General features: G+C 44.2%; 21 protein-coding genes. 17 read left to right on the top strand and 4 right to left on the bottom strand.

Annotated features, from left to right (window positions below; genetic code table 11):
- Nucleotides 1-5 precede the first annotated feature (5 nt).
- The 4 genes from EZV76_RS11380 (at nucleotide 6) to EZV76_RS11365 (ending at nucleotide 2,419) form a co-directional block, all read left to right on the top strand.
- A complete protein-coding gene (locus EZV76_RS11380) occupies nucleotides 6-287 on the top strand; it encodes a thioredoxin domain-containing protein (protein WP_136566686.1) in 282 nt (93 codons plus the stop codon).
- A gap of 100 nt (nucleotides 288-387) precedes the next feature.
- Nucleotides 388-981 carry an SET domain-containing protein gene (locus EZV76_RS11375; protein ID WP_136566685.1) on the top strand — a complete coding sequence of 198 codons (594 nt, stop codon included), beginning with the start codon at nucleotides 388-390 and terminating at the stop codon, nucleotides 979-981.
- A gap of 65 nt (nucleotides 982-1,046) precedes the next feature.
- Entirely contained in the window at nucleotides 1,047-1,604 is a 558-nt protein-coding gene (locus tag EZV76_RS11370) for a Crp/Fnr family transcriptional regulator (RefSeq protein ID WP_136566684.1), read from the top strand.
- A 68-nt stretch (nucleotides 1,605-1,672) separates the two neighbouring features.
- Entirely contained in the window at nucleotides 1,673-2,419 is a 747-nt protein-coding gene (locus EZV76_RS11365) for an SDR family oxidoreductase (protein WP_136566683.1), read from the top strand.
- Between the two features lie 74 nt (nucleotides 2,420-2,493).
- On the opposite strand, the gene EZV76_RS11360 is transcribed toward EZV76_RS11365, so the two are convergent.
- Entirely contained in the window at nucleotides 2,494-3,057 is a 564-nt protein-coding gene (locus EZV76_RS11360) for a hypothetical protein (RefSeq protein WP_136566682.1), read from the bottom strand.
- A 176-nt stretch (nucleotides 3,058-3,233) separates the two neighbouring features.
- Here EZV76_RS11360 and EZV76_RS11355 point away from each other — a divergent pair, with 176 nt between their 5' ends.
- Entirely contained in the window at nucleotides 3,234-3,965 is a 732-nt protein-coding gene (locus EZV76_RS11355) for a sulfite exporter TauE/SafE family protein (protein WP_136566681.1), read from the top strand.
- A gap of 1 nt (nucleotide 3,966) precedes the next feature.
- On the opposite strand, the gene EZV76_RS11350 is transcribed toward EZV76_RS11355, so the two are convergent.
- The gene (locus EZV76_RS11350) at nucleotides 3,967-4,413 is read right to left on the bottom strand and encodes a MarR family winged helix-turn-helix transcriptional regulator (protein WP_136566680.1); all 447 of its coding nucleotides are present in this window, start codon (nucleotides 4,411-4,413) and stop codon (nucleotides 3,967-3,969) included.
- Nucleotides 4,414-4,587: 174 nt separating this feature from the next.
- Here EZV76_RS11350 and hppD point away from each other — a divergent pair, with 174 nt between their 5' ends.
- The 5 genes from hppD (at nucleotide 4,588) to hisC (ending at nucleotide 10,387) form a co-directional block, all read left to right on the top strand.
- Nucleotides 4,588-5,721, top strand: a complete 1,134-nt coding sequence (hppD, locus tag EZV76_RS11345; protein WP_136566679.1) for a 4-hydroxyphenylpyruvate dioxygenase — start codon at nucleotides 4,588-4,590, stop codon at nucleotides 5,719-5,721.
- Between the two features lie 86 nt (nucleotides 5,722-5,807).
- Entirely contained in the window at nucleotides 5,808-6,965 is a 1,158-nt protein-coding gene (locus EZV76_RS11340; RefSeq protein WP_136566678.1) for a homogentisate 1,2-dioxygenase, read from the top strand.
- 122 nt (nucleotides 6,966-7,087) lie between these two features.
- Complete coding sequence (gene fahA, locus EZV76_RS11335) at nucleotides 7,088-8,308, top strand: fumarylacetoacetase (protein WP_136566677.1); 1,221 nt, start codon at nucleotides 7,088-7,090, stop codon at nucleotides 8,306-8,308.
- Nucleotides 8,309-8,407: 99 nt separating this feature from the next.
- The gene (locus EZV76_RS11330; RefSeq protein WP_136566676.1) at nucleotides 8,408-9,277 is read left to right on the top strand and encodes a flavin reductase family protein; all 870 of its coding nucleotides are present in this window, start codon (nucleotides 8,408-8,410) and stop codon (nucleotides 9,275-9,277) included.
- A gap of 3 nt (nucleotides 9,278-9,280) precedes the next feature.
- Nucleotides 9,281-10,387, top strand: a complete 1,107-nt coding sequence (gene hisC, locus EZV76_RS11325) for a histidinol-phosphate transaminase (protein WP_136566675.1) — start codon at nucleotides 9,281-9,283, stop codon at nucleotides 10,385-10,387.
- On the opposite strand, the gene EZV76_RS11320 is transcribed toward hisC, so the two are convergent.
- Nucleotides 10,382-12,940 (bottom strand): DUF5916 domain-containing protein, encoded by a 2,559-nt coding sequence (locus EZV76_RS11320; protein ID WP_439107981.1) that lies wholly within the window; start codon nucleotides 12,938-12,940, stop codon nucleotides 10,382-10,384. The genes hisC and EZV76_RS11320 overlap by 6 nt on opposite strands.
- A complete protein-coding gene (locus EZV76_RS17205; protein WP_201741856.1) occupies nucleotides 12,921-13,199 on the bottom strand; it encodes a hypothetical protein in 279 nt (92 codons plus the stop codon). Before EZV76_RS17205 ends, EZV76_RS11320 begins: the two co-directional genes overlap by 20 nt.
- Nucleotides 13,200-13,275: 76 nt before the next feature.
- Between EZV76_RS17205 and rplM the strand changes: the two genes are divergently transcribed.
- The 7 genes from rplM (at nucleotide 13,276) to EZV76_RS11285 (ending at nucleotide 20,246) form a co-directional block, all read left to right on the top strand.
- On the top strand, nucleotides 13,276-13,731 hold the full coding sequence (gene rplM, locus EZV76_RS11315; RefSeq protein ID WP_136566673.1) for a 50S ribosomal protein L13: 456 nt from the start codon (nucleotides 13,276-13,278) through the stop codon (nucleotides 13,729-13,731).
- Complete coding sequence (gene rpsI / locus EZV76_RS11310; protein WP_136566672.1) at nucleotides 13,731-14,117, top strand: 30S ribosomal protein S9; 387 nt, start codon at nucleotides 13,731-13,733, stop codon at nucleotides 14,115-14,117. The genes rplM and rpsI overlap by 1 nt, the downstream gene beginning before the upstream one ends.
- A 205-nt stretch (nucleotides 14,118-14,322) precedes the next feature.
- A complete protein-coding gene (rpsB, locus tag EZV76_RS11305; protein WP_136566671.1) occupies nucleotides 14,323-15,423 on the top strand; it encodes a 30S ribosomal protein S2 in 1,101 nt (366 codons plus the stop codon).
- A gap of 80 nt (nucleotides 15,424-15,503) precedes the next feature.
- Nucleotides 15,504-16,328: a translation elongation factor Ts gene (gene tsf, locus EZV76_RS11300; RefSeq protein ID WP_136566670.1), complete on the top strand. Its 825-nt coding sequence runs from the start codon at nucleotides 15,504-15,506 to the stop codon at nucleotides 16,326-16,328.
- A 140-nt stretch (nucleotides 16,329-16,468) separates the two neighbouring features.
- Complete coding sequence (gene pyrH / locus EZV76_RS11295; RefSeq protein WP_136566669.1) at nucleotides 16,469-17,176, top strand: UMP kinase; 708 nt, start codon at nucleotides 16,469-16,471, stop codon at nucleotides 17,174-17,176.
- 43 nt (nucleotides 17,177-17,219) lie between these two features.
- A complete protein-coding gene (frr, locus tag EZV76_RS11290; RefSeq protein ID WP_136566668.1) occupies nucleotides 17,220-17,774 on the top strand; it encodes a ribosome recycling factor in 555 nt (184 codons plus the stop codon).
- 75 nt (nucleotides 17,775-17,849) lie between these two features.
- A complete protein-coding gene (locus EZV76_RS11285) occupies nucleotides 17,850-20,246 on the top strand; it encodes an efflux RND transporter permease subunit (RefSeq protein ID WP_136566667.1) in 2,397 nt (798 codons plus the stop codon).
- The last annotated feature ends 16 nt before the right edge of the window (nucleotides 20,247-20,262 follow it).

Below are 20,262 nucleotides of genomic sequence, written 5' to 3'. Positions count from 1 at the left end.
CCTCCATGGAAACACAAAACATTGAACTCCTCTATTTTACCGGCAAAACCTGTGGGGTCTGCAAAGTGCTAAAACCAAAGTTGTTGGAAGCCGTTCAAGAAAATTTTCCCAAGGTGGCCATTCGTGTGGTGGATGTGGAGGAAGAAGTGGAGTTTACCGGGCAGTCCATGGTCTTCACGCTTCCGGTCGTAATCCTCAAGGCAGAAAACAAAGAAATGTACCGCTTTGCCCGCAGCTTTTCGGTGTATGAAGTCTTGCAAAAACTCAAGCGATTGAGTGGGGAATAGGGCCTTTTCCCCTGAAAAAAACTACGCTGCCATACCCCTAAAATTTCCATCAACGGATTGAACAATTTTATACCTTCAACTAAAAATTCAAGAGTATAAAATGATCCATCCAGATACAGAATTAAAGTTTATCAGCAATGAGATTGGCTATGGCGTAGTGGCCACCAAGTTCATCCCTGCGGGCACCATCACATGGGTCTTGGACCGCTTGGACCGCGAGTTCACCCCTTTGGAGCTCCAACAAATGGACCCCATTTACCAAAACATTTTGGACACCTACACCTTTCGCAACAACAAGGGCAATTACATCCTCTGTTGGGACAACGGGCGGTACGTGAACCACAGTTTCAACTCCAATTGCCTTACCACGGCCTACGATTTTGAAATCGCTATCCGCGACATACAGCCCGGGGAACAACTGACGGACGATTATGGCTACCTCAACATTCCCCTACCGTTTCGAGCAGCCGATGAGGGCACCCGCCGCAAGATCGTGTACCCGGACGACCTTCGGAAATACTACAAGGTGTGGGACAAAAAAATTGAAAAGGTGTTCGGACACATCACCAAACGGCAACAACCCCTTCGCCCCTTGCTCCCCGAAGCACTGTGGGAAAGAATTGAGGGCATTGTGGCCGGCAAGGAGGAACTGGAGTCCATACTTTCCAATTTTTACAACGGGGAAAGCCTATAAAATGCTTGTTTTGGCCATCCAATAGGTTTTTACAGTCCCGATCATTAGTATCTTTAGGGCAGTTCATGAAAGAAGTGCTGCAACATATATTGCCCAAGGACAAAGTGGAACAACTGCTCGCCATAGGTCAGGTGAAAACCCTACAAAAAGGCGATTACTTTGTCCGGGCGGGGGAAATCCCCAAAGGCTTTGGCTTTGTAAAATCGGGACTGTTCAGATATGTGTACATCACTCCCAAGGGGAACGAGTTCACAAAAGGAATCATCATGGAGCATGATTTTATCAGCTCCTACTCGGCCATGACCTCCAATGCCCCTTCCCATTTTTTTATCGAGGCGATGGAAGATGCCGAGATATTGGTCATTCCCTACCCAAAATGGCTCTTACTTTTTGAAACGGATGTGTTTTGGGTGAAATTCTTGTTGAAATCCATTGAAAAGGGATTTTCCAAAAAGGAAAAAAGGGAGCGGGACCTCTTGCTCTTGAATGCCGAAACCCGATATCTGGATTTTTTAGAGGAATATCCCAATATCGACAAAAGGATCAACCAGACCATTATTGCCTCCTATCTGGGCATACAGCCGGAAAGCCTCAGTCGCATCCGGAAAAATATGCACACTTAACATACATCAATGCCGTGCCGGTTCCACCGATTTACTTTTGGTGTGTATCAATTGTAAATGCAAAAAACATGAAACTATCCGGCAACACCATTTTGATCACGGGCGGAAGTTCGGGCATTGGCCTTGAACTCAGCAAACGCTTGATCAACAACCAGAACAAGGTCATTATCTGCGGGCGTTCCCTACAAAAGTTGGAACGGGCCAAAGCAGAGCTTCCCCAACTGGAAACCATCCAATGCGACCTTTCCCAAAAAGAGCAATGCAAAGCATTGGCCCTAGAAGTGATGGAGAAGTATCCTGAAACCAATGTACTCATCAACAATGCGGCCTTGGTCCATAAGGTTGATTTTCTCTCTACGGACCATATCATGGAAATGGCGGAACAAGAATTGGAAACAAATTTTTTGGCCCCGCTTCGGCTGATCCATTTTCTGTATCCGCAATTGCAACAAAACGCGGATGCACACATCATCAATGTAACCACGGGCCTTATTTATACCCCACGGGCCGATTATCCTTTTTACAATGCCACCAAAGCGGCCCTCCACTCCTTCACCCAAGTCTTCCGAAACAAAACGGAAACCGGCAAGGTACGGACCGTCGAGGTCATGTTCCCTGCGGTGAACACCCCATGGCACAAGGGAAATCCGCCCAAGATTGCCATCTCCACCGAAAAAGCCGTTGATGGAATGCTTGCAGGGCTACAAAAAGGCAGTCCCGAGGTGAGGATTGCCGGGGTAAAACTGCTCTACAAAATTTCAAGGATTGCCCCAAAGTTCGCTTTCAACAAAATAAACAGTCTTGCAGATGTGTGATTTCACACCCGCACAAACCCCTAAAATCAAAAAAGGCACCCCGAAAGGTGCCTTCTTCATTTGCTCAAAACATGTTAATTGCCAAAACTGTTGGCCAATCTGGGTTTGGGGCTTTTGCTCCCTTTAAACAAATCCGATAGCGGTTTAAAGTGTCGCTTCCACTGGTAGGGAGCAAAGTCAAACCATAATTTTGCCTCGGCCAATTCGTTTCCATCAATTTCAAAGCCATTCTCCACGGCAAAATCCAAACTTTCAAAGGTATTGGCAGATTCTTCCATTCCATCCCTATAGATGAACTGGTTGCCCCAGCCGGCCAAATAAAAGCGTAAAGCGGTATATCTTCCCTTGGGAAGGGCAAGCAGGCTCTTGGAGCGCAAGAAACATCCCGAAGGGATACCTTTAAGTACCACAGGGTTCTGTCCTGGGAAATCCACAACTTGGTGTTCTTTCCCATCCGCATCCACGGCTGCCAATTTTACAATGTTCAGGGTCATTTCAGAAACTTTGAGCGAGGTAGCGGCATTGTTTTTCATGATCAACTCCTTGCTTCCGTTCTGTGGCGCGTACCAATCGGCCATGATACTGGGCGTAAAAGGCACTGTACTCCATATTGTTGGATAAAATCTTGTCTTTTTCATAATCCTGTATATTAAAATTATACAAGGGCAAAGTTGCGGTGGATTTGAAATGCGTGCGTCCATAGAATTCACCAGTTTCTATGCTATATTACCCATATGATGGATTTTAGGCTTATTTTAGGTTAAAATTTTGTAAACCATCCTTTCTTTGTGACGCAACAACCACCCAAAACCTTATGAAAATCAACTACTTTTTCCTGCTTTTGGCCTTGGCTGCCGAAATCATCGGTACCATCGGTGGTTTTGGGTCTTCGGTCTTTTTTGTGCCTTTGGGCAACTTTTATTTTGATTTTTATTCGGTGCTGGGCATGACGGCCATTTTCCACCTATCCAGCAACCTGAGCAAGATCTTTTTGTTCAAGAAAGGGTTGGACAAAAAACTGTTGCTGTACATTGGGGTTCCGTCCGTATTCTTTGTGATTGCCGGAGGATTTCTCTCGAAGCTGGTGGATGGCTATGCCCTTACCGTGGTTCTGGGGATTTTCTTGGTGGTCTTTAGCCTGCTGTTCCTCATTAAAAAAGAGATTGTGGTGCTTCCCAATAAAAAGAACGCGGTCATCGGGGGAACGCTTTCGGGATTCTCCGCAGGGCTTTTGGGAACCGGCGGTGCCATACGGGGGTTGACGATGGCTGCTTTCAATCTGGAAAAGCATGCGTTTATTGCCACTTCGGCCTTTATTGATTTTATGATTGATTTTTCCCGGACCTTTGTCTACTATAACAACGGCTACATCGGAAAACAGGAACTCACCTACCTCCCCTTTTTGTTCGCCATTGGGTTGATAGGGACCTATTTGGGCAAAAAGATACTGGCGTACATTCCACAAGACAAATTTAGGAGCTTGAGCCTGCTGTTCATTCTCCTTATTGGTCTAGCAACCCTGATACAGATAATGGTGGCAAAGTGATTTAGCTTTCCTCATAATTCTCCCCTATTTGGTCCAAGACCTTTAAAAAGGTCTCAAATTCATTTGGCCCCAGATTTTTTACTGCCAATTTTCGCAATTGGAGCGCGTGCGGCAATACGAGGTCAATCACCTCTTGACCTTTGGGGGTAAACTCCAACTTAAATCGTTTTTGGTCGCCATCAAAACGGGTTTTGGCAATCCAGCCCTTTCGCTCCAACCCACCAATTACCCGTGAAGTTGTGGCCCTGTTCCGGAAATTGCTTCGGACAATGTCCCGTTGGCTGGCCTCATCGCCTAACTCATAGATGCGGTGTAAGATCACCCACTGCTCAATCGTCATTTCAACACCCAAGTCCTCAAAGGTCCTTAAATAGGCATCTTGAATCTTGCGGAGGACCAAATCCAAGTGCAATCCAATCCCCTGTATTTCATCTAGGTAGTTAAGCATCTGTTCTGTGTTCCCACAAAAATAGGAATTCCCTTTTTATAGCTCCTGCTCTTCCCTTGGACAGGGTTCCCAATTCTAGTTTAAAATTTAACGTGGAAAATAATTTCGTTTCCCAAAAATACTTATTTTTGTTGCATAGACAACAAAGTGATTTAACAACTAAAAATATTCATCATGGAGACATCTGCACTTACCAAAACATCTGATCAAGGGACGGATTTTATGCCCATCAATGGCACAGATTATATTGAACTCTACGTAGGCAACTCCAAACAAGCAGCCCATTTCTATAAAACCGCTTTTGGTTTCCAATCCTTGGCCTATGCCGGGCTGGAAACTGGGTTAAAAGACCGCGAAAGCTATGTGGTTGTACAGGATAAAATCCGATTGATCCTTACCTCCCCATTAAAAAGTGGCACAAAGATCGGCGAGCACATAGATACGCATGGTGATGGAGTAAAAGTTGTGGCCCTTTGGGTTGATGACGCTACCTACGCCTACAACGCGGCCATGGAACGTGGCGCCAAATCGTACATGGAACCCCAAGTGGAAGAAGATGCCACTGGTAAAGTGGTACGTTCTGGCATCTACACCTATGGGGAAACCGTCCATATTTTTGTGGAACGCAAAGATTACGATGGAGTATTCCTTCCTGGCTTCAAAAAGTGGGAAACCCCAGATTACAATCCCTCTTCCACTGGCCTAAAATATGTTGATCATATGGTGGGCAATGTGGATTGGAACAAAATGAACCACTGGGTTGGTTTCTATGAAAACGTCTTGGGCTTTAAGAACATCCTTTCTTTTGATGACAAGGACATTTCCACCGAATATACCGCCTTGATGAGCAAGGTGATGAGCAACGGTAACGGCCGTATCAAGTTTCCCATCAATGAACCTGCCGAAGGGAAGAAAAAATCACAGGTAGAGGAATACCTCGATTTTTATGAGGGGGAAGGGGTACAACACATCGCCGTGGCCACGGATGACATTATTAAAACTGTCCGGGACCTTAGAAGTCGTGGGGTGGAATTCCTACGTGTACCCGACACCTACTACGAGGCCGTGACCGACCGTGTTGGCAAAATAGATGAAGATATTGCCCCTTTGAAAGAACTGGGCATTTTGGTGGACCGTGATGATGAGGGCTATTTACTACAGATCTTCACCCGTCCCGTGGAACCCAGACCCACCATGTTTTTTGAAATCATTCAAAGAAAGGGCGCACAATCATTTGGAAAAGGTAACTTTAAGGCACTGTTCGAAGCCATTGAGCGTGAGCAAGAGCTTCGGGGCACATTGCATTAATAGTTGTAAATTATAAATATTGAATTTTAAGTAGGGCAGTGTACCCACTATTCAACACTTAGCACTGATAACTTAAAACTTAAAGAATGCCTATCTATCATAAACTCGGGAAAATACCGCAAAAACGGCACACCCAATTTGAGAAACCCAAGGGCGGGCTCTATTATGAGCAATTGTTCGGTACCATAGGTTTTGATGGGATGTCGTCCCTGCTTTACCATATCCATCGCCCTACACAGGTAAAGGAGATTGGCAAGGCCGTTGATGTACGCCCAAAAATTGCAGTGGACAAGAACATCACCAGTCGTAAACTCATTGGTTTCGATGTTATGCCCAAGGATGATTTTTTGGAATCCCGTGAACCACTTTTGGTCAACAATGATGTCCATATTGGACTGGCGGCTCCCAGAAAATCCCTTACGGAGTATTTCTATAAAAATGCCGATGCGGATGAGATGTTGTTCATCCATAAGGGCTCCGGGACCTTGAAAACCTTTTTGGGCAATATCCCTTTTGAATATGGGGACTACCTCATCATTCCCCGCGGAATGATCTATCAGATTGAGTTTGACACTGAGGACAATCACATCCTCTATGCCGAATCTTTTCATCCCATGTACACACCAAAACGCTATAGGAATTGGTTTGGTCAATTATTGGAGCATTCGCCATTCTGCGAACGGGACTATAAATTACCACAAGATTTGGAGGCCCATGATGAGACCGGGGAGTTTTTGATGAAGATCAAAAAGGAAGGCATGTTGCACCAATTGGTCTATGCCACCCATCCTTTTGATGTTGTGGGTTGGGACGGTTACAATTATCCGTACGGTTTTTCCATTCATAATTTTGAACCCATCACGGGCCGGGTACATCAACCACCACCAGTGCACCAAACCTTTGAAACGAGTGCCTTTGTGGTATGCTCCTTCTGTCCACGGTTGTATGATTATCATCCAAAGGCCATTCCAGCACCCTACAACCATTCCAATATAGACTCGGATGAGGTGTTGTACTATGTGGATGGTGATTTTATGAGCCGTACCGGAATTGGACCAGGATACATTTCCCTGCACCCCGCCGGAATTCCACACGGGCCGCACCCCGGGACCTACGAAGCCAGCATTGGTAAAAAGGGCACCGAGGAACTCGCCGTGATGATAGACACTTTTAAACCCTTGAAGATAACAGAGAATGCCCTCAAGATTGATGATGGCAAGTATTACAAATCTTGGGTAGAGTAAAATTAAAGTACTGCCATTTCGAAATGAGTCCTGATGACATCATATGGAATGAGATTTCTCACGTTCGTTCGAAATGAAATAAATAGATTCCCGCCTACGCGGGAATAATATAAACACCATATATGATCATAGATATCCCTGAAAATTCAGACTTTTCCATCCATAACATCCCTTTTGGGATTTTTTCCACCAAAGACCGAAGCCCACGGGCCGGAGTTGCCGTAGGAGACCATATTTTGGATTTGGTCGCGGTGGCGGAGTTGGACGTTTTTGATTTCAACGTGGCCGTTTTGGGGCGGGAAGACCTCAATGATTTTATCTCCTTGGGGAAAGAAATCACTTCAAGGGTCAGAAAGAAAATCCAATATTGGCTCAAGGACGATACTTCCCCATTGGCCGGCAAACCTGAATTGTTCGTAAAACAATCCGAAGCACAAATGCATATGCCGGTCTGCGTCGGTGATTATACCGACTTTTATTCCAGCATTGAACATGCCACCAATGTGGGCAAAATGTTCCGCGATCCGGAAAATGCCCTGCTGCCCAACTGGAAGCACATTCCTGTGGGCTATCACGGTAGGGCCAGTTCCATTGTGGTTAGTGGCCAACCCATTCACAGGCCTAAAGGGCAAACCTTGCCAAAAGACGCCAACACCCCTGTTTTTGGACCCTCCCAACGGCTGGACTTTGAACTGGAAATGGGATTTGTGGTGGGCAAGAACACTGATTTAGGCGAGAGTGTATCCACCAAGGAGGCCGAAGATTACATTTTTGGACTGGTGCTGTTCAATGATTGGTCTGCACGAGATATTCAAAAATGGGAATATGTACCATTGGGTCCATTCTTGGGCAAGAACTTCGCTTCTTCGATTTCCCCATGGATCGTTACTTTGGATGCTTTGGAACCATTCCGGGTGTCCGGACCTGAACAAGAGCCCAAAGTGCTCCCCTATTTGGTGTACGAAGGAGAAAAAAACTACGAAATCAACCTTGAAGTAGGTATTACCCCGGATGGAGGTGATGAAACCACTGTTTGCCATAGCAATTTCAAATACATGTATTGGAACATGGCACAACAATTGGCACATCACACCGTGAACGGTTGCAACATCCATGTGGGTGATATGATGGCCTCCGGCACTATTTCCGGAAAAGATGAAAACTCCTATGGTTCTATGTTGGAGCTGGCCTGGATGGGTACCAAGCCTGTACAACTGAACGATGGTTCCGAGCGCAAGTTCATCAATGATGGGGATACCGTGACCCTTCGCGGTTATGCACAAAAAGAAGCCATCCGGGTTGGTTTTGGAGCCGTTTCCACTAAAGTATTGCCCGCAAAATAAGTTTATGAGTTACAGATATCACATTGAGCGCAGTCGAAATACCATCTTAGTTTTAATCCATATCTCGACTGCGCTCGATATGACAGCAAAGTCAATCCCATGATCAAGACCGTAGACCCAAACCAGATTTCACAACCCGAACTCCACAATATCATGCTCACTGCGGTGGCCCCAAGGCCCATTTGCTTTGCCAGTACCGTGGATAAGGAAGGTAATGTAAACCTGAGCCCGTTCAGTTTCTTCAATGTGTTTAGTTCCAATCCGCCTGTGATGGTATTTTCTCCCTCACGTAGCGGTAGAGACAATAGCTTGAAACATACCCACGAGAACGTTAAGGAGGTCCCCGAGGTCGTCATCAATATCGTCAACCACGATATGGTGGAACAGATGTCATTGTCCAGTACCGCCTATGACAAAGGGGTAAACGAGTTTGTAAAGGCCGGTTTCACCCAAGTACCCAGTGAAAAAGTAAGACCTCCCCGCGTGGGCGAAGCCCCTGTTTCGTTTGAATGCAGTGTGATGGAGGTCATTGAACTAGCCCAAACCCCGGGAGCTGGCAACTTGATCATGGCCAAGGTTGAACTCATCCATATCAACGAAGCCTATTTTACCAACGGCGTTTTGGACACCGAAAAATTGGATTTGGTAGGCCGTATGGGAGGCAGTTGGTATATCAGGGCCTCGAAGGATGCCCTTTTTGAAATTCCCAAGCCTCTTCGCACCAAAGGTATGGGCGTGGATGCCTTACCCCAAGGCATTAAGGAAAGTGAGGTATTGACAGGAAACAATCTGGGACGATTGGGGAATATGGAACAGCTACCTTCCCAAGAAGATGTAACTCACATTTCCCAAGACCCAGAAGTAAAAACATTGTCCAAGATTGAATTGCACCATTTGGCACAGCGAATTTTGGAAGAAGGAAATACCCACAGGGCCATGTCCATTTTGTTGCACGCAGAAACCTTATAGTTCATGAAAAACGGAATAGAATCCATTTTTAAGGCCCATTTGGTGCCCAAAGAAGTATATAAAGGGGGTAAGAACATCCCTCCTTCCGACAAAAAAATATATAAACTTTCCTCCAATGAAAATCCGCTGGGAGCATCACCCAAAGCGGTTGAGGCCATAAAAAAAACCGCCGATCGGATTGATTTGTATCCTGACCAGACCGATGTCCGTCTCCGACAGGCCCTTGCCCAAGATTTTGATGACAAACTGAACGAAAATCAATTTCTCTGTGGGAATGGTGGCTCCGAAATCATAGATATGATTCTACGGGCCTTTATCAATGAAGGGGACGAGGTCATTTATTCCAATCCCTGCTTTTTGCCCTATTCGGTCTTTTCAAGGTGGTATGGCGCCAAACTTTTGGATGTTCCCTTGATGCAACCCGACTACACCTTAGATGTGGAAGGAATCCTCAATGCCATTTCGGAACGGACCAAGGTCATTTTTCTGACCAGTCCCAACAATCCCACAGGAACTTATATTCCAAAATCGGTGATGGATGATTTCATCTCCCGTATCCCCAAAAACATTGTAGTGGTGTTTGATGAGGTATACCGTCATTTTGCCGATGCCGAAGACTATGTGACCGCGCTCCCCTATGTGTTGGGCGGTCATAATGTGATAGGCTTGAACAGTTTTTCAAAAACCTATGGTTTGGCAGGCCAACGGGTGGGCTATTGCTATACCACTGCCAAGATTGCCAATTACATCCGGTTGATCCACAAACCCTTTTTGTTGCCCCAGACCTCGCTTGAGGCAGCTCTGGGCGCTTTAAGCGACCATGGGTTTATTAAAAAAACAGTCCAAACCGTACACGATGGCCGAAAGTTTTTGGCCAAAGCCTTTGATGAAATGGGAATTACCCATTGGGCCAGTCAAGCCAACTTTTTCATCATAGACCCTCCACTTCCTGAAATGGAATTTACTGATAGGATGATGGATGAAGGCATCATGGTACGGCCGGTCTCCCAATTTGGGGCTCCAGGAAAGGTGCGCATTACCATTGGTGACCACGAGGCCAACGAAGCCGTGGCCCATGCCGTTAAAAAAATTCTTGGCCTTCAATCATAGCACAAAGCGATAGGTAGCCTTCAACAGGAAAATGTTCTGTGGTTTCTGTCCAAAAATATTATCGTTCAAGCTGGGCAGTAATCCGTTTGTGGGGTCTCCATTACGGGACACGTCTTGGGACCACACCAAGAACAGTTCGGAACCTGGAATGTACTCCCATCGAATCACCAAATTGGAACGGAACTGCACAAATGAAAAGTCTGGATTGTCAAAGCTGAAATCTTCAGTACCGTCCAAATTTTCATCAACGGAATAAACATCATCCATCAATGCAACCTGATCTTGATCATAGGTCATAATCCTATCTTCAAACCGTTTGGCCGTGGCATCGGTCACATGTTTAAAGTTCGTATACCTACCTCTGGAAATAAAAGGTTGTCCCCAATATTGAATGGTAAGGTTGGGATTGATGGTATAATTCAATCGAATGGACATACTCAAGGTGCGCTGGTCAATCTCGCCATTTAGGTATCGGGGTGACCCGTTCACATCATCAAAATTATCAATGAACTGAAGCTTGTCGTGGTTGATCCGTAGCGAGGGAAAAGCCGAGACACTCAAGGCATTGATCGGTTGATAGGTTACCCCTCCCTCCATATAATAGGATTTGTATGAATTGTCCAACGCCTTTTGGCCATTATGGAAATAGAAAAACCGCATTTTCTTCCGGTTATCCGTCTCGATATTGTTCCAAAAGCTCACCCAGGGCGATAGCCGTAGTCTAGGGCCTCCCCGCAAGGCAAAGTTGGAATATTCAAGAGGTGCATAATTCAAACCAATATTGCTGAACCAATTGCCTTTCCAGTTTTGCCAGCTGTTGGTATTGAATTGCAAATAATTGTGATTACCCCCATAGTCCCAAGCGGTGTAATGGTTATAATTGATGCCCAATTGTCGAAACGTGTTGTCCGGTTTTAAGGTGCGGTAACCTACCCAAGTGTAGTGTCTAATATCATCGGACTGGCGTTGAAAGCCAATATCGTTGAGTTCGAGTTCCGGGGAACGCCAGGTTGCCCCACTTTCAAATCTAAAATTACCTTTACCGAGCTTCCCTATCTGAAGATTTCCCCCAGTACCGGTCAAGGAAGTCCTGGTTGAATCCAGCTCCAAGTAATCGGCATCAACACGGTGAAACAGGTGGGTGATGGATTCTTGGGTATTCTTGATGGAAGCTTCACCCCCTTTTACATGGCTAAAGGTGATGTTTCCCTCCAAGTACCAATCCCTATTATTCCATTGGTGCTTAAAATCGACTCCTCCTGTAAACGCGGATCTGTGTAAAAAGTCAAGGGCCTGGGGCAATTCTTCCCGATGGGTAGCCGTAAAGATACCTCCTATATATGAGTTCCGGTCATTGAAGTCTTTCTGCAATCTTCCCACAAAATAATTGGTCATGGGCTCCACCATCTCCTTTCTACGGTCACCGTTCACTCCCGAAATGGTGGCCCGTCTTTGGGCGGTGAAACTTTCCAAAACCCCAATGGCCCAACCATTCTTGGTCTTACCACTGAACTTGGCCGCTCCTATGATCGGAGTATTGGCCGGTTGGTCCACAAACTCACCATCTTCGGTATCGGGGCTTCCCTGTGGGCTTCTACCGATACGCCTCGAATAAAATATATTGTCGGAACCAAACGTGTTGCCGGCCTCGGATTGGGAAACATTAAAATCAAAAATGTTCTTGTTCTCCACAAAAAAGGGTCGCCTTTCTTGAAAGAAAATTTGGAATCCATCCAACGCAATGGCCGAAGGGTCCGCTTCCACTTGCCCAAAGTCGGGGTTTACCGTTAAATCCAAGGTAAGGTCATTGGTCACCCCTATCTTGGCATCCAAACCTACGGTAATATTGCTATCGCTGCCATCCTCAAAGGGATTCCCCTCCTCTGCTTCAAAGGTTTCGGTCTTGGCAACCGTGTAGGGCTGTATTTCCACTTGCCTTTGAGGTTCCATATTCTTTAGTCCATGCAATTCCCCAAACTCACTGGTCCAACCAGCAACATCCCTAGGCAAACGCTGCCACACGGAGCGCTCCTCGTTCCTAAAATACCTTCGCATCACCTGAAACCCCCATACCTGATCTTCGGCATGGCCAAACTTGATTTGACTGAGCGGTATCCGCATTTCGGCGGTCCACCCTTCCTCATCGGTATGGGTCTTTACATACCAGATGGGATTCCAACTGTCGTCCTCATCGGCACCATTGTTTGATCCAAAAACATCTCCCTTTACCCCTGCTGCGGTGACAATGAAGCCAAAAGAGGTTCGCTTATCCAAATAGCTGTCTATAAAAATGCCGATCCAATCTCCGTCAAAGCCATCCCTTCGGGACAATCGCTTTACAATTTTCCCTGGTTCGTCATCAAAACACCGAACACCTATATATAAAGACTTCTCATCATAGAGTACTTTGAATGCAGTCTGTTGACTAGGAGGAGTATTTTCATCTGGGCGTTGTTCTATAAAATCATCTCCCCATTGCACAAGATTCCATGAGGTATCATCCAAAACACCATCAATAATAGGTGCTCCCTCCTTATCCAGCGCTTGGGTCAAGTATTTCTTTTTGGGAACTACCGTAGTTGAATCTTGGGCCTGAATAATCTGAATAAAGAAGATACATAGAAGGGAAAGGCATGCTTGTTTCACTAGATTTATTTTTTGATTGATTGAGGTAAAGACCCATGAAGAAAGCAGCAGTTACAGTTTGAGATGACTTTATATTTTTTTTAACAAAAGATGGTGGATTTAGCCGTGGTTTTGCCTCTCTTCCATATAAAATGGAAAAAGCAAAAAAATATTCCCAATCAACCATTTGTAATTCAATCTAATAATTGTACATTTGCAGCCCGTTTATCGGGATAGGTTATTAAATCAATACTATTAGAGCAGTGGACACATTAAGTTATAAGACTATTTCCGCCAATAAATCTACCGTTGACAAGCAATGGTTATTGGTTGATGCTGAAGGACAGACATTGGGTAGATTGGCGTCGAAAGTAGCCAAATTGCTTAGAGGAAAGCATAAAACCAATTACACTCCCCATGTGGATTGCGGAGACAATGTTATTGTCATCAATGCCGAGAAAATCAATTTGACCGGCAATAAGTTGGATGACAAAGTATATTTGAGATATACAGGATATCCAGGTGGACAGCGCTCTGCTTCCGCTAAGGATGTTTTGGAAAAGCACCCTGAGCGAATCATTGAGAATTCGGTGAAAGGAATGTTGCCCAAGAACAGACTTGGCGCCGACCTTTTCCGAAACCTAAAAGTATATGCTGGTTCTGAGCATGGACAAGAAGCACAAAAACCAAAAGCAATAAACTTAAACGACTACAAATAATGGAAGTGGTTCATAAGATTGGTAGAAGAAAAACTGCTGTGGCAAGGGTATACGTTTCTGAAGGTAAAGGAAACATTACCATCAACAAAAGAGATTTAAACGATTACTTCACCACGGCCACTTTGCAATATAAAGTAAAGCAGCCTTTTGCCCTGACAGAAACTGAAGACAGCTATGATGTTAAGGTAAACGTATATGGTGGTGGAATCACCGGCCAGGCTGAAGCCGTTCGTTTGGCTTTATCCAGAGCCATGTGCGAAATAAATGAAGAGAACAGAAGCGTTCTTAAACCAGAAGGACTCTTGACCAGAGACCCAAGAATGGTGGAAAGAAAGAAATTCGGACAGAAGAAAGCCCGTAAGAAATTCCAGTTCTCCAAACGTTAATATTTCGGTGCAGTTGCACCTATATATAAGTTCATTGAAAACCCTGAATTTATTTTCAGGGTTAAATTTTTAACCAAGTTGTCGTTGTTCCAAAAGGAAAAAAATCGACTTTTTGGAATTTAGTTTAGCATCTAAATGGAGAGGGCGAACTTTTGTGACCACCTCTTTATTGCTACTACAACGGAACGTAAACTAAGTACAAAAAATGGCAAGTAAAATCGAAGTCAAAGACTTATTGGAAGCAGGTGTGCATTTTGGACACCTAACCAGAAAGTGGAATCCCAACATGGCGCCCTACATCTATATGGAGCGCAACGGAATCCACGTTATCAACCTTTATAAAACGGTTGCTAAACTAGAAGAGGCCAACGAGGCCCTAAAGAAAATTGCCGCTTCTGGCAGAAAAATCCTTTTCGTAGCCACAAAAAAACAAGCCAAGGATATTGTTGCAGACAAAGTATCCAAGGTAAACATGCCGTACATCACTGAAAGATGGCCCGGTGGTATGTTGACCAACTTTGTAACCATTCGTAAGGCCGTTAAAAAAATGGCTGCAATTGATCGCATGAAAAAGGACGGGACTTTTAACACCCTTTCCAAAAAAGAAAGATTGCAAGTAGACCGTTTACGTGCAAAACTGGACAAAAACTTGGGCTCAATAGCTGATATGACCCGTTTGCCAGGTGCTATCTTCATAGTGGACACCATGCGAGAGCATATAGCCGTAAAAGAAGCCCAAAAATTGAACATTCCCATTTTTGCAATGGTGGATACCAACTCAGACCCAAGACCTATTGATTATGTGATTCCTGCCAACGACGATGCAGGTAAATCCATAGAAGCCATCTTGGAGGAAGTAACCAAAGCAGTTGCTGAAGGTTTGGCCGAGCGTAAAAATGACAAACAAGACGATAAGGAGGAAGAGGAAGAAGTAGTTGCAAAAGCTGTTGCTGCTGAAGATGATGACGATGATGCAACAGAAGCCAAAGCTCCAAAAAAAGCTAAGCCAGCCCCTAAGAAAGAGGAACAAGCCCCAAAGGCCAAAGCCGCAAAAGCCGATGACCTTACCAAAGTAGAAGGTATAGGACCTAAAGCAGCAGAGGCAATTGTAAGCAGTGGTATTGGAACCTATGCTGAACTGGCAAAAGCTGACCCAGAAAAAATCAAGGAAATCCTAACCGAAGCCAGTTCAAACTTGGCTCATCTAGACCCAACTTCATGGCCAAAACAAGCAAAATTGGCCGCTGATGGCAAATGGGATGAATTGAAAGAATGGCAAGACAGTGTAAAAGGTGGGGTTGAATAAACCAACGCTGATTTAACATTGTCCTAAAACAAAACACCTTTATAGTGTTTTACTTTACATAAATTTTAAAAGCATAAAAAATGGCAAAGATTACCGCCGCTGAGGTAAATAAATTAAGACAGACTACTGGAGCCGGAATGATGGATTGCAAAAAAGCTTTGGTCGAAGCCGAAGGTGATTTCGACAAAGCAATTGAAATCCTAAGAAAGAAAGGCCAAAAAGTTGCAGCCAACAGAGCAGACAGGGATTCTTCTGAAGGTGCCGCAATAGCAAAAGTAAATGGTGATGCCACCCAAGGTGTAATTATTTCATTGAATTGCGAAACTGATTTTGTTGCCAAAAATGAAAGCTTTGTAAAATTAGCCAATGATTTGGCTGATTTGGCCTTGGGCCAAGATAGCAAAGACGATTTTCTTGCTGCCTCTTTTGATGGAATGACAGTTGCCGATAAACTGACCGAACAAACTGGTGTTATCGGTGAGAAAATAGAGATTGGAAGTTTTGAGAAATTGAGTGCTCCTTTCGTTGGTTCATACATCCACGCCGGGAACAAAATTGCCACTTTGGTTGGATTGTCCGCCAATGTTGATGGTGCCGCTGACGCTGCAAAGGATGTAGCGATGCAAGCAGCCGCAATGAACCCTGTTGCACTTAACGAAGAAGGTGTTGATCAATCTGTAATTGACAAGGAAATTGAAATTGCAAAAGATCAATTGCGTCAAGAAGGAAAGCCAGAAGCCATGTTGGACAATATCGCCAAGGGCAAATTAAAGCGTTTCTTCAAGGACAACACTTTGGTAAACCAAGACTTCATCAAGGATAGCAAGCAAAGTGTAGCCCAATATGTAAAGTCAGTAAATGCTGATTTGCAAGTAACTGGCTTTAAAAGAGTAGCTTTGGGATAATCAAACCCAACGATTGTTAAAAAAAACCGCTTTCATTTGGAAGCGGTTTTTTTATTTCCATCCAACAAAATCAAGACCTTTAGCCTATCCACCCCATAAATAATTTTGATTATTTTTGTCCGAACTTCAAGATACCTTCAATGCAATACAAAAGAATTCTATTAAAACTCAGTGGCGAGGCACTCATGGGCGAACAACAATACGGTATTGATGCCAAGCGATTGGCTGAATATGCCGAAGATATCAAGTCTGTGGTAGAAAAGGGCATTGAAGTAGCCATTGTGATTGGTGGCGGGAACATTTTTAGGGGTCTTTCGGGAACAAGCCAAGGAATGGATCGTGTTCAAGGAGACCATATGGGCATGTTGGCCACCGTAATCAATGGACTGGCCTTGCAAAGTGCTCTGGAGCATCAAGGTGTTGAGACCCGCCTACAATCGGCAATCAAAATCAATGAAGTAGCCGAACCATTTATCAGAAGAAGAGCTATTCGGCATTTGGAAAAAGGAAGAGTTGTCATATTTGGAGGGGGTACCGGTAATCCGTATTTCACAACAGATTCCGCAGCAGTATTGCGGGCCATAGAAATTGACGCAGATGTTATTTTAAAAGGCACACGGGTTGACGGAATCTATACCTCAGACCCGGAAAAGGATAAAAATGCCACGAAATTTGATTCCCTATCTTTCAAGGAAGTACTATCCAAAGGCCTTAAAGTAATGGACACCACTGCATTTACATTAAGCCAAGAAAATGAACTTCCCATAGTGGTATTTGATATGAACACACGGGGAAATCTTATGAAAATAGTTTCAGGCGAAAATATTGGGACCGTGGTCAACATTTAAGTTGGCACACGCTTTGATTTCAGACAGTTAAACTTAAAAAATTATGGACGAAGAAGTAAAATTTGTACTTGACAGCACTAAAGAAAGCATGGATGCCAGTATCACCCACTTAGAGAAGGCTTTGGTAAAAATACGTGCCGGAAAAGCAAGTCCAATGATGCTATCTACCGTTATGGTGGAGTATTATGGTTCCAAAACCCCACTTTCCCAAGTATCCAACATCAATACCCCCGATGCAAGGACTATTTCTGTACAACCTTGGGAAAAAAATCTTTTGGGTGAAATTGAAACCGCGATTATGAATGCCAATCTAGGATTTAACCCTATGAACAATGGCGAAATGGTTATTATCAATGTACCACCTTTGACAGAGGAAAGAAGAATTCAGCTTACAAAGCAAGCCAAAAGTGAAGCAGAAGATGCCAAAGTAAGTATTAGAAGTGCCCGACAGGAAGCCAATAAAGAGCTTAAGGCTTTGGACATCTCCGAAGATTTATTGAGCAATGCCGAAGTCGATGTACAGGAACTGACCGATTCGTACAGCAAAAAAGTAGACTCCATTTTATCTGTAAAGGAAGCCGAAATCATGAAGGTGTAAAACCAAGGTATAGATTGTCGGCTTTCCTAGGAACACAGCTGATCATTTTTTACCTTTGCGCCCAACAAAACCCAAATGGTAGCAAAGCTCACTAAAGGATTTTGGCCTAAGGTCGCACGGATTATTCTTCGCAATAGGATTCTGATACTTATTGCCATTGCAGGATTCACTGTTTTTTTGGCCCTTCAGTGGAAGAACATGCAGTTTTCCAATACTGAGGCCAACATACTTCCGGACGATCATCCTGCTTCGATAGAGTACAATGCCTTTACCAAAATTTTCGGTGAAGAAGGAAACGCCATTGTATTGGCTATTCGGGACTCTGCTTTGTTCACCCCTCAAAACTTCAACCGATGGAACAAGCTCAGTAAGCAATTGGAGGCTTTCCCTGAGATTGATTTTGTTTTATCCACGGACAATCTTAAGGTACTTGTCAAGGACGATGAAACGCAGGCTTTTGTCATGGAGCCCTTCATCAAAAACCCTCCAAGGACCAAACAGGAAGTTGATTCACTCACCAACCACCTCTTCAACGAATTGCCCTTTTATGACAATCTAGTATACAATCCCAAAAGTGGCACTATACAGACCATTGCCTATTTGGACAAGGATATCATGAATACAGCGGTACGCAATGAGTTCATCCTAAATGATCTTGGCGACTTGGTCAAAGGCTTCGAAGATGAAACCCAATTGGATGTCAGGGTATCCGGCATGCCCTACATACGCACTTGGAACACAAAATCCATCGTGGATGAAATAGGTATTTTTATTGTTGCTGCCCTTTTGGTGACCTCAATCATCTTTTTCTTTTTCTTTCGGAGTTTCCGTGCCACGTTCATTTCCATGTGCGTGGTGATCATTGGAGTGATGTGGGCCTTTGGCTTTTTGGGACTTTTGAAATACGAAATAACCATACTCACCGCGTTGATTCCGCCCTTGATCATTGTGATTGGAATCCCCAATTGTATTTTCCTGATAAACAAATACCAACAAGAGGTCAATAAACATGGAAATCAGGCCCTGTCGCTTCAACGGGTCATTTCCAAAATTGGGAATGCCACGTTAATGACCAACATCACCACAGCTTCCGGCTTTGCCACCTTTATTATTTTGGATAGCGATTTGCTTAAGGAATTTGGTATTGTAGCCTCTATCAATATTGTTGGGATTTTCATTCTTTCCCTATTGATTATCCCCATTGTCTACAGTTTTATGCCACTTCCCAAGACCAAGCACTTAAAGCACCTCAACAAAAGATGGATAGACTTTTTTGTCAATTGGATGGAGCGTATGGTGCGCCATCACAGAATAGCGGTCTATATTACCACAGTGGCAATTTTGATACTGAGCATTGTGGGAATCTATCAAATAAAGATTACAGGAAGCAGAATTGAAGATCTTCCAAAAAATACCCATTTTTTTAAGGACATTCGGTTTTTTGAACAAGAATTTGACGGTATAATGCCCATGGAGATTGTGGTGGATACCGAGCGTAAAAACGGAGTGATCAAACCTGCCACTCTTAAACGGATGGACCAACTGGGTATGGCCATTGACGAAATTCCCGAACTGTCCAGACCCATTTCAGTTGTAGATCTGATCAAATATTCCAAACAGGCTTTTTACAACGGCATCCCAAAATACTACCAGCTGCCCACTTCCCAAGAGAATACGTTTATTATGGACGCTGCCCGCAAATCTTCGGGCAATGACAATCTTTTGGAAAGTTTTGTGGACAGCACGGGACAAACGGCACGTTTGACCACCTTTATGCGAGATGTAAAAATAGACCGTATGGAGGAGATTGAGGAAGATGTACTACAAGCCATCGCCAAATTTTTCCCATCCGATCGATACAAGGTTTTTATGACCGGCAAGGCCCTATTATTTTTAAAAGGCACCAAATATCTGGTCAAAAATTTATTGCTCTCGCTAGCTTTGGCCATTGGTTTGATCTCACTTTTTATGGCCTATCTCTTCCGCTCGTTCCGAATGGTAATTATCTCTTTGGTCCCCAACCTGCTTCCCTTGGTGATAACAGCCGGGGTGATGGGGTATCTGGGTGTACCCATAAAGCCTTCCACCATTTTGGTATTCAGCATTGCCTTTGGTATTTCGGTTGATGACACCATTCACTTTTTGGCCAAGTACCGTCAAGAATTGGCCACCCACAAATGGCATATCAAAAGGTCGGTTTACGCTGCCTTGCGGGAAACCGGGGTAAGCATGTTCTATACCTCCATTGTATTATTCTTCGGATTCTCGGTATTTATCATTTCAAGTTTTGGCGGAACAAAGGCTTTGGGAGGATTGGTATCTGCCACACTTCTTTTTGCAATGCTTTCCAATTTGATTCTTTTGCCCTCATTATTACTTTCTTTGGAAAGAAGCATTGCCAACAAACAGGTCCTTAAAAAGCCTCAAATTGATATTCTGCCCAAGGAAGAGGACGGCCCAAAAGACAAATAATCCACGGAACAGCTAT

The sequence above is a fragment of the Flagellimonas alvinocaridis genome, from assembly GCF_004916895.1.
Classification (GTDB): domain Bacteria; phylum Bacteroidota; class Bacteroidia; order Flavobacteriales; family Flavobacteriaceae; genus Flagellimonas; species Flagellimonas alvinocaridis.
Note: the sequence above shows the minus strand (reverse complement) of the source record. Positions and strands in the feature narration are given on the sequence as shown.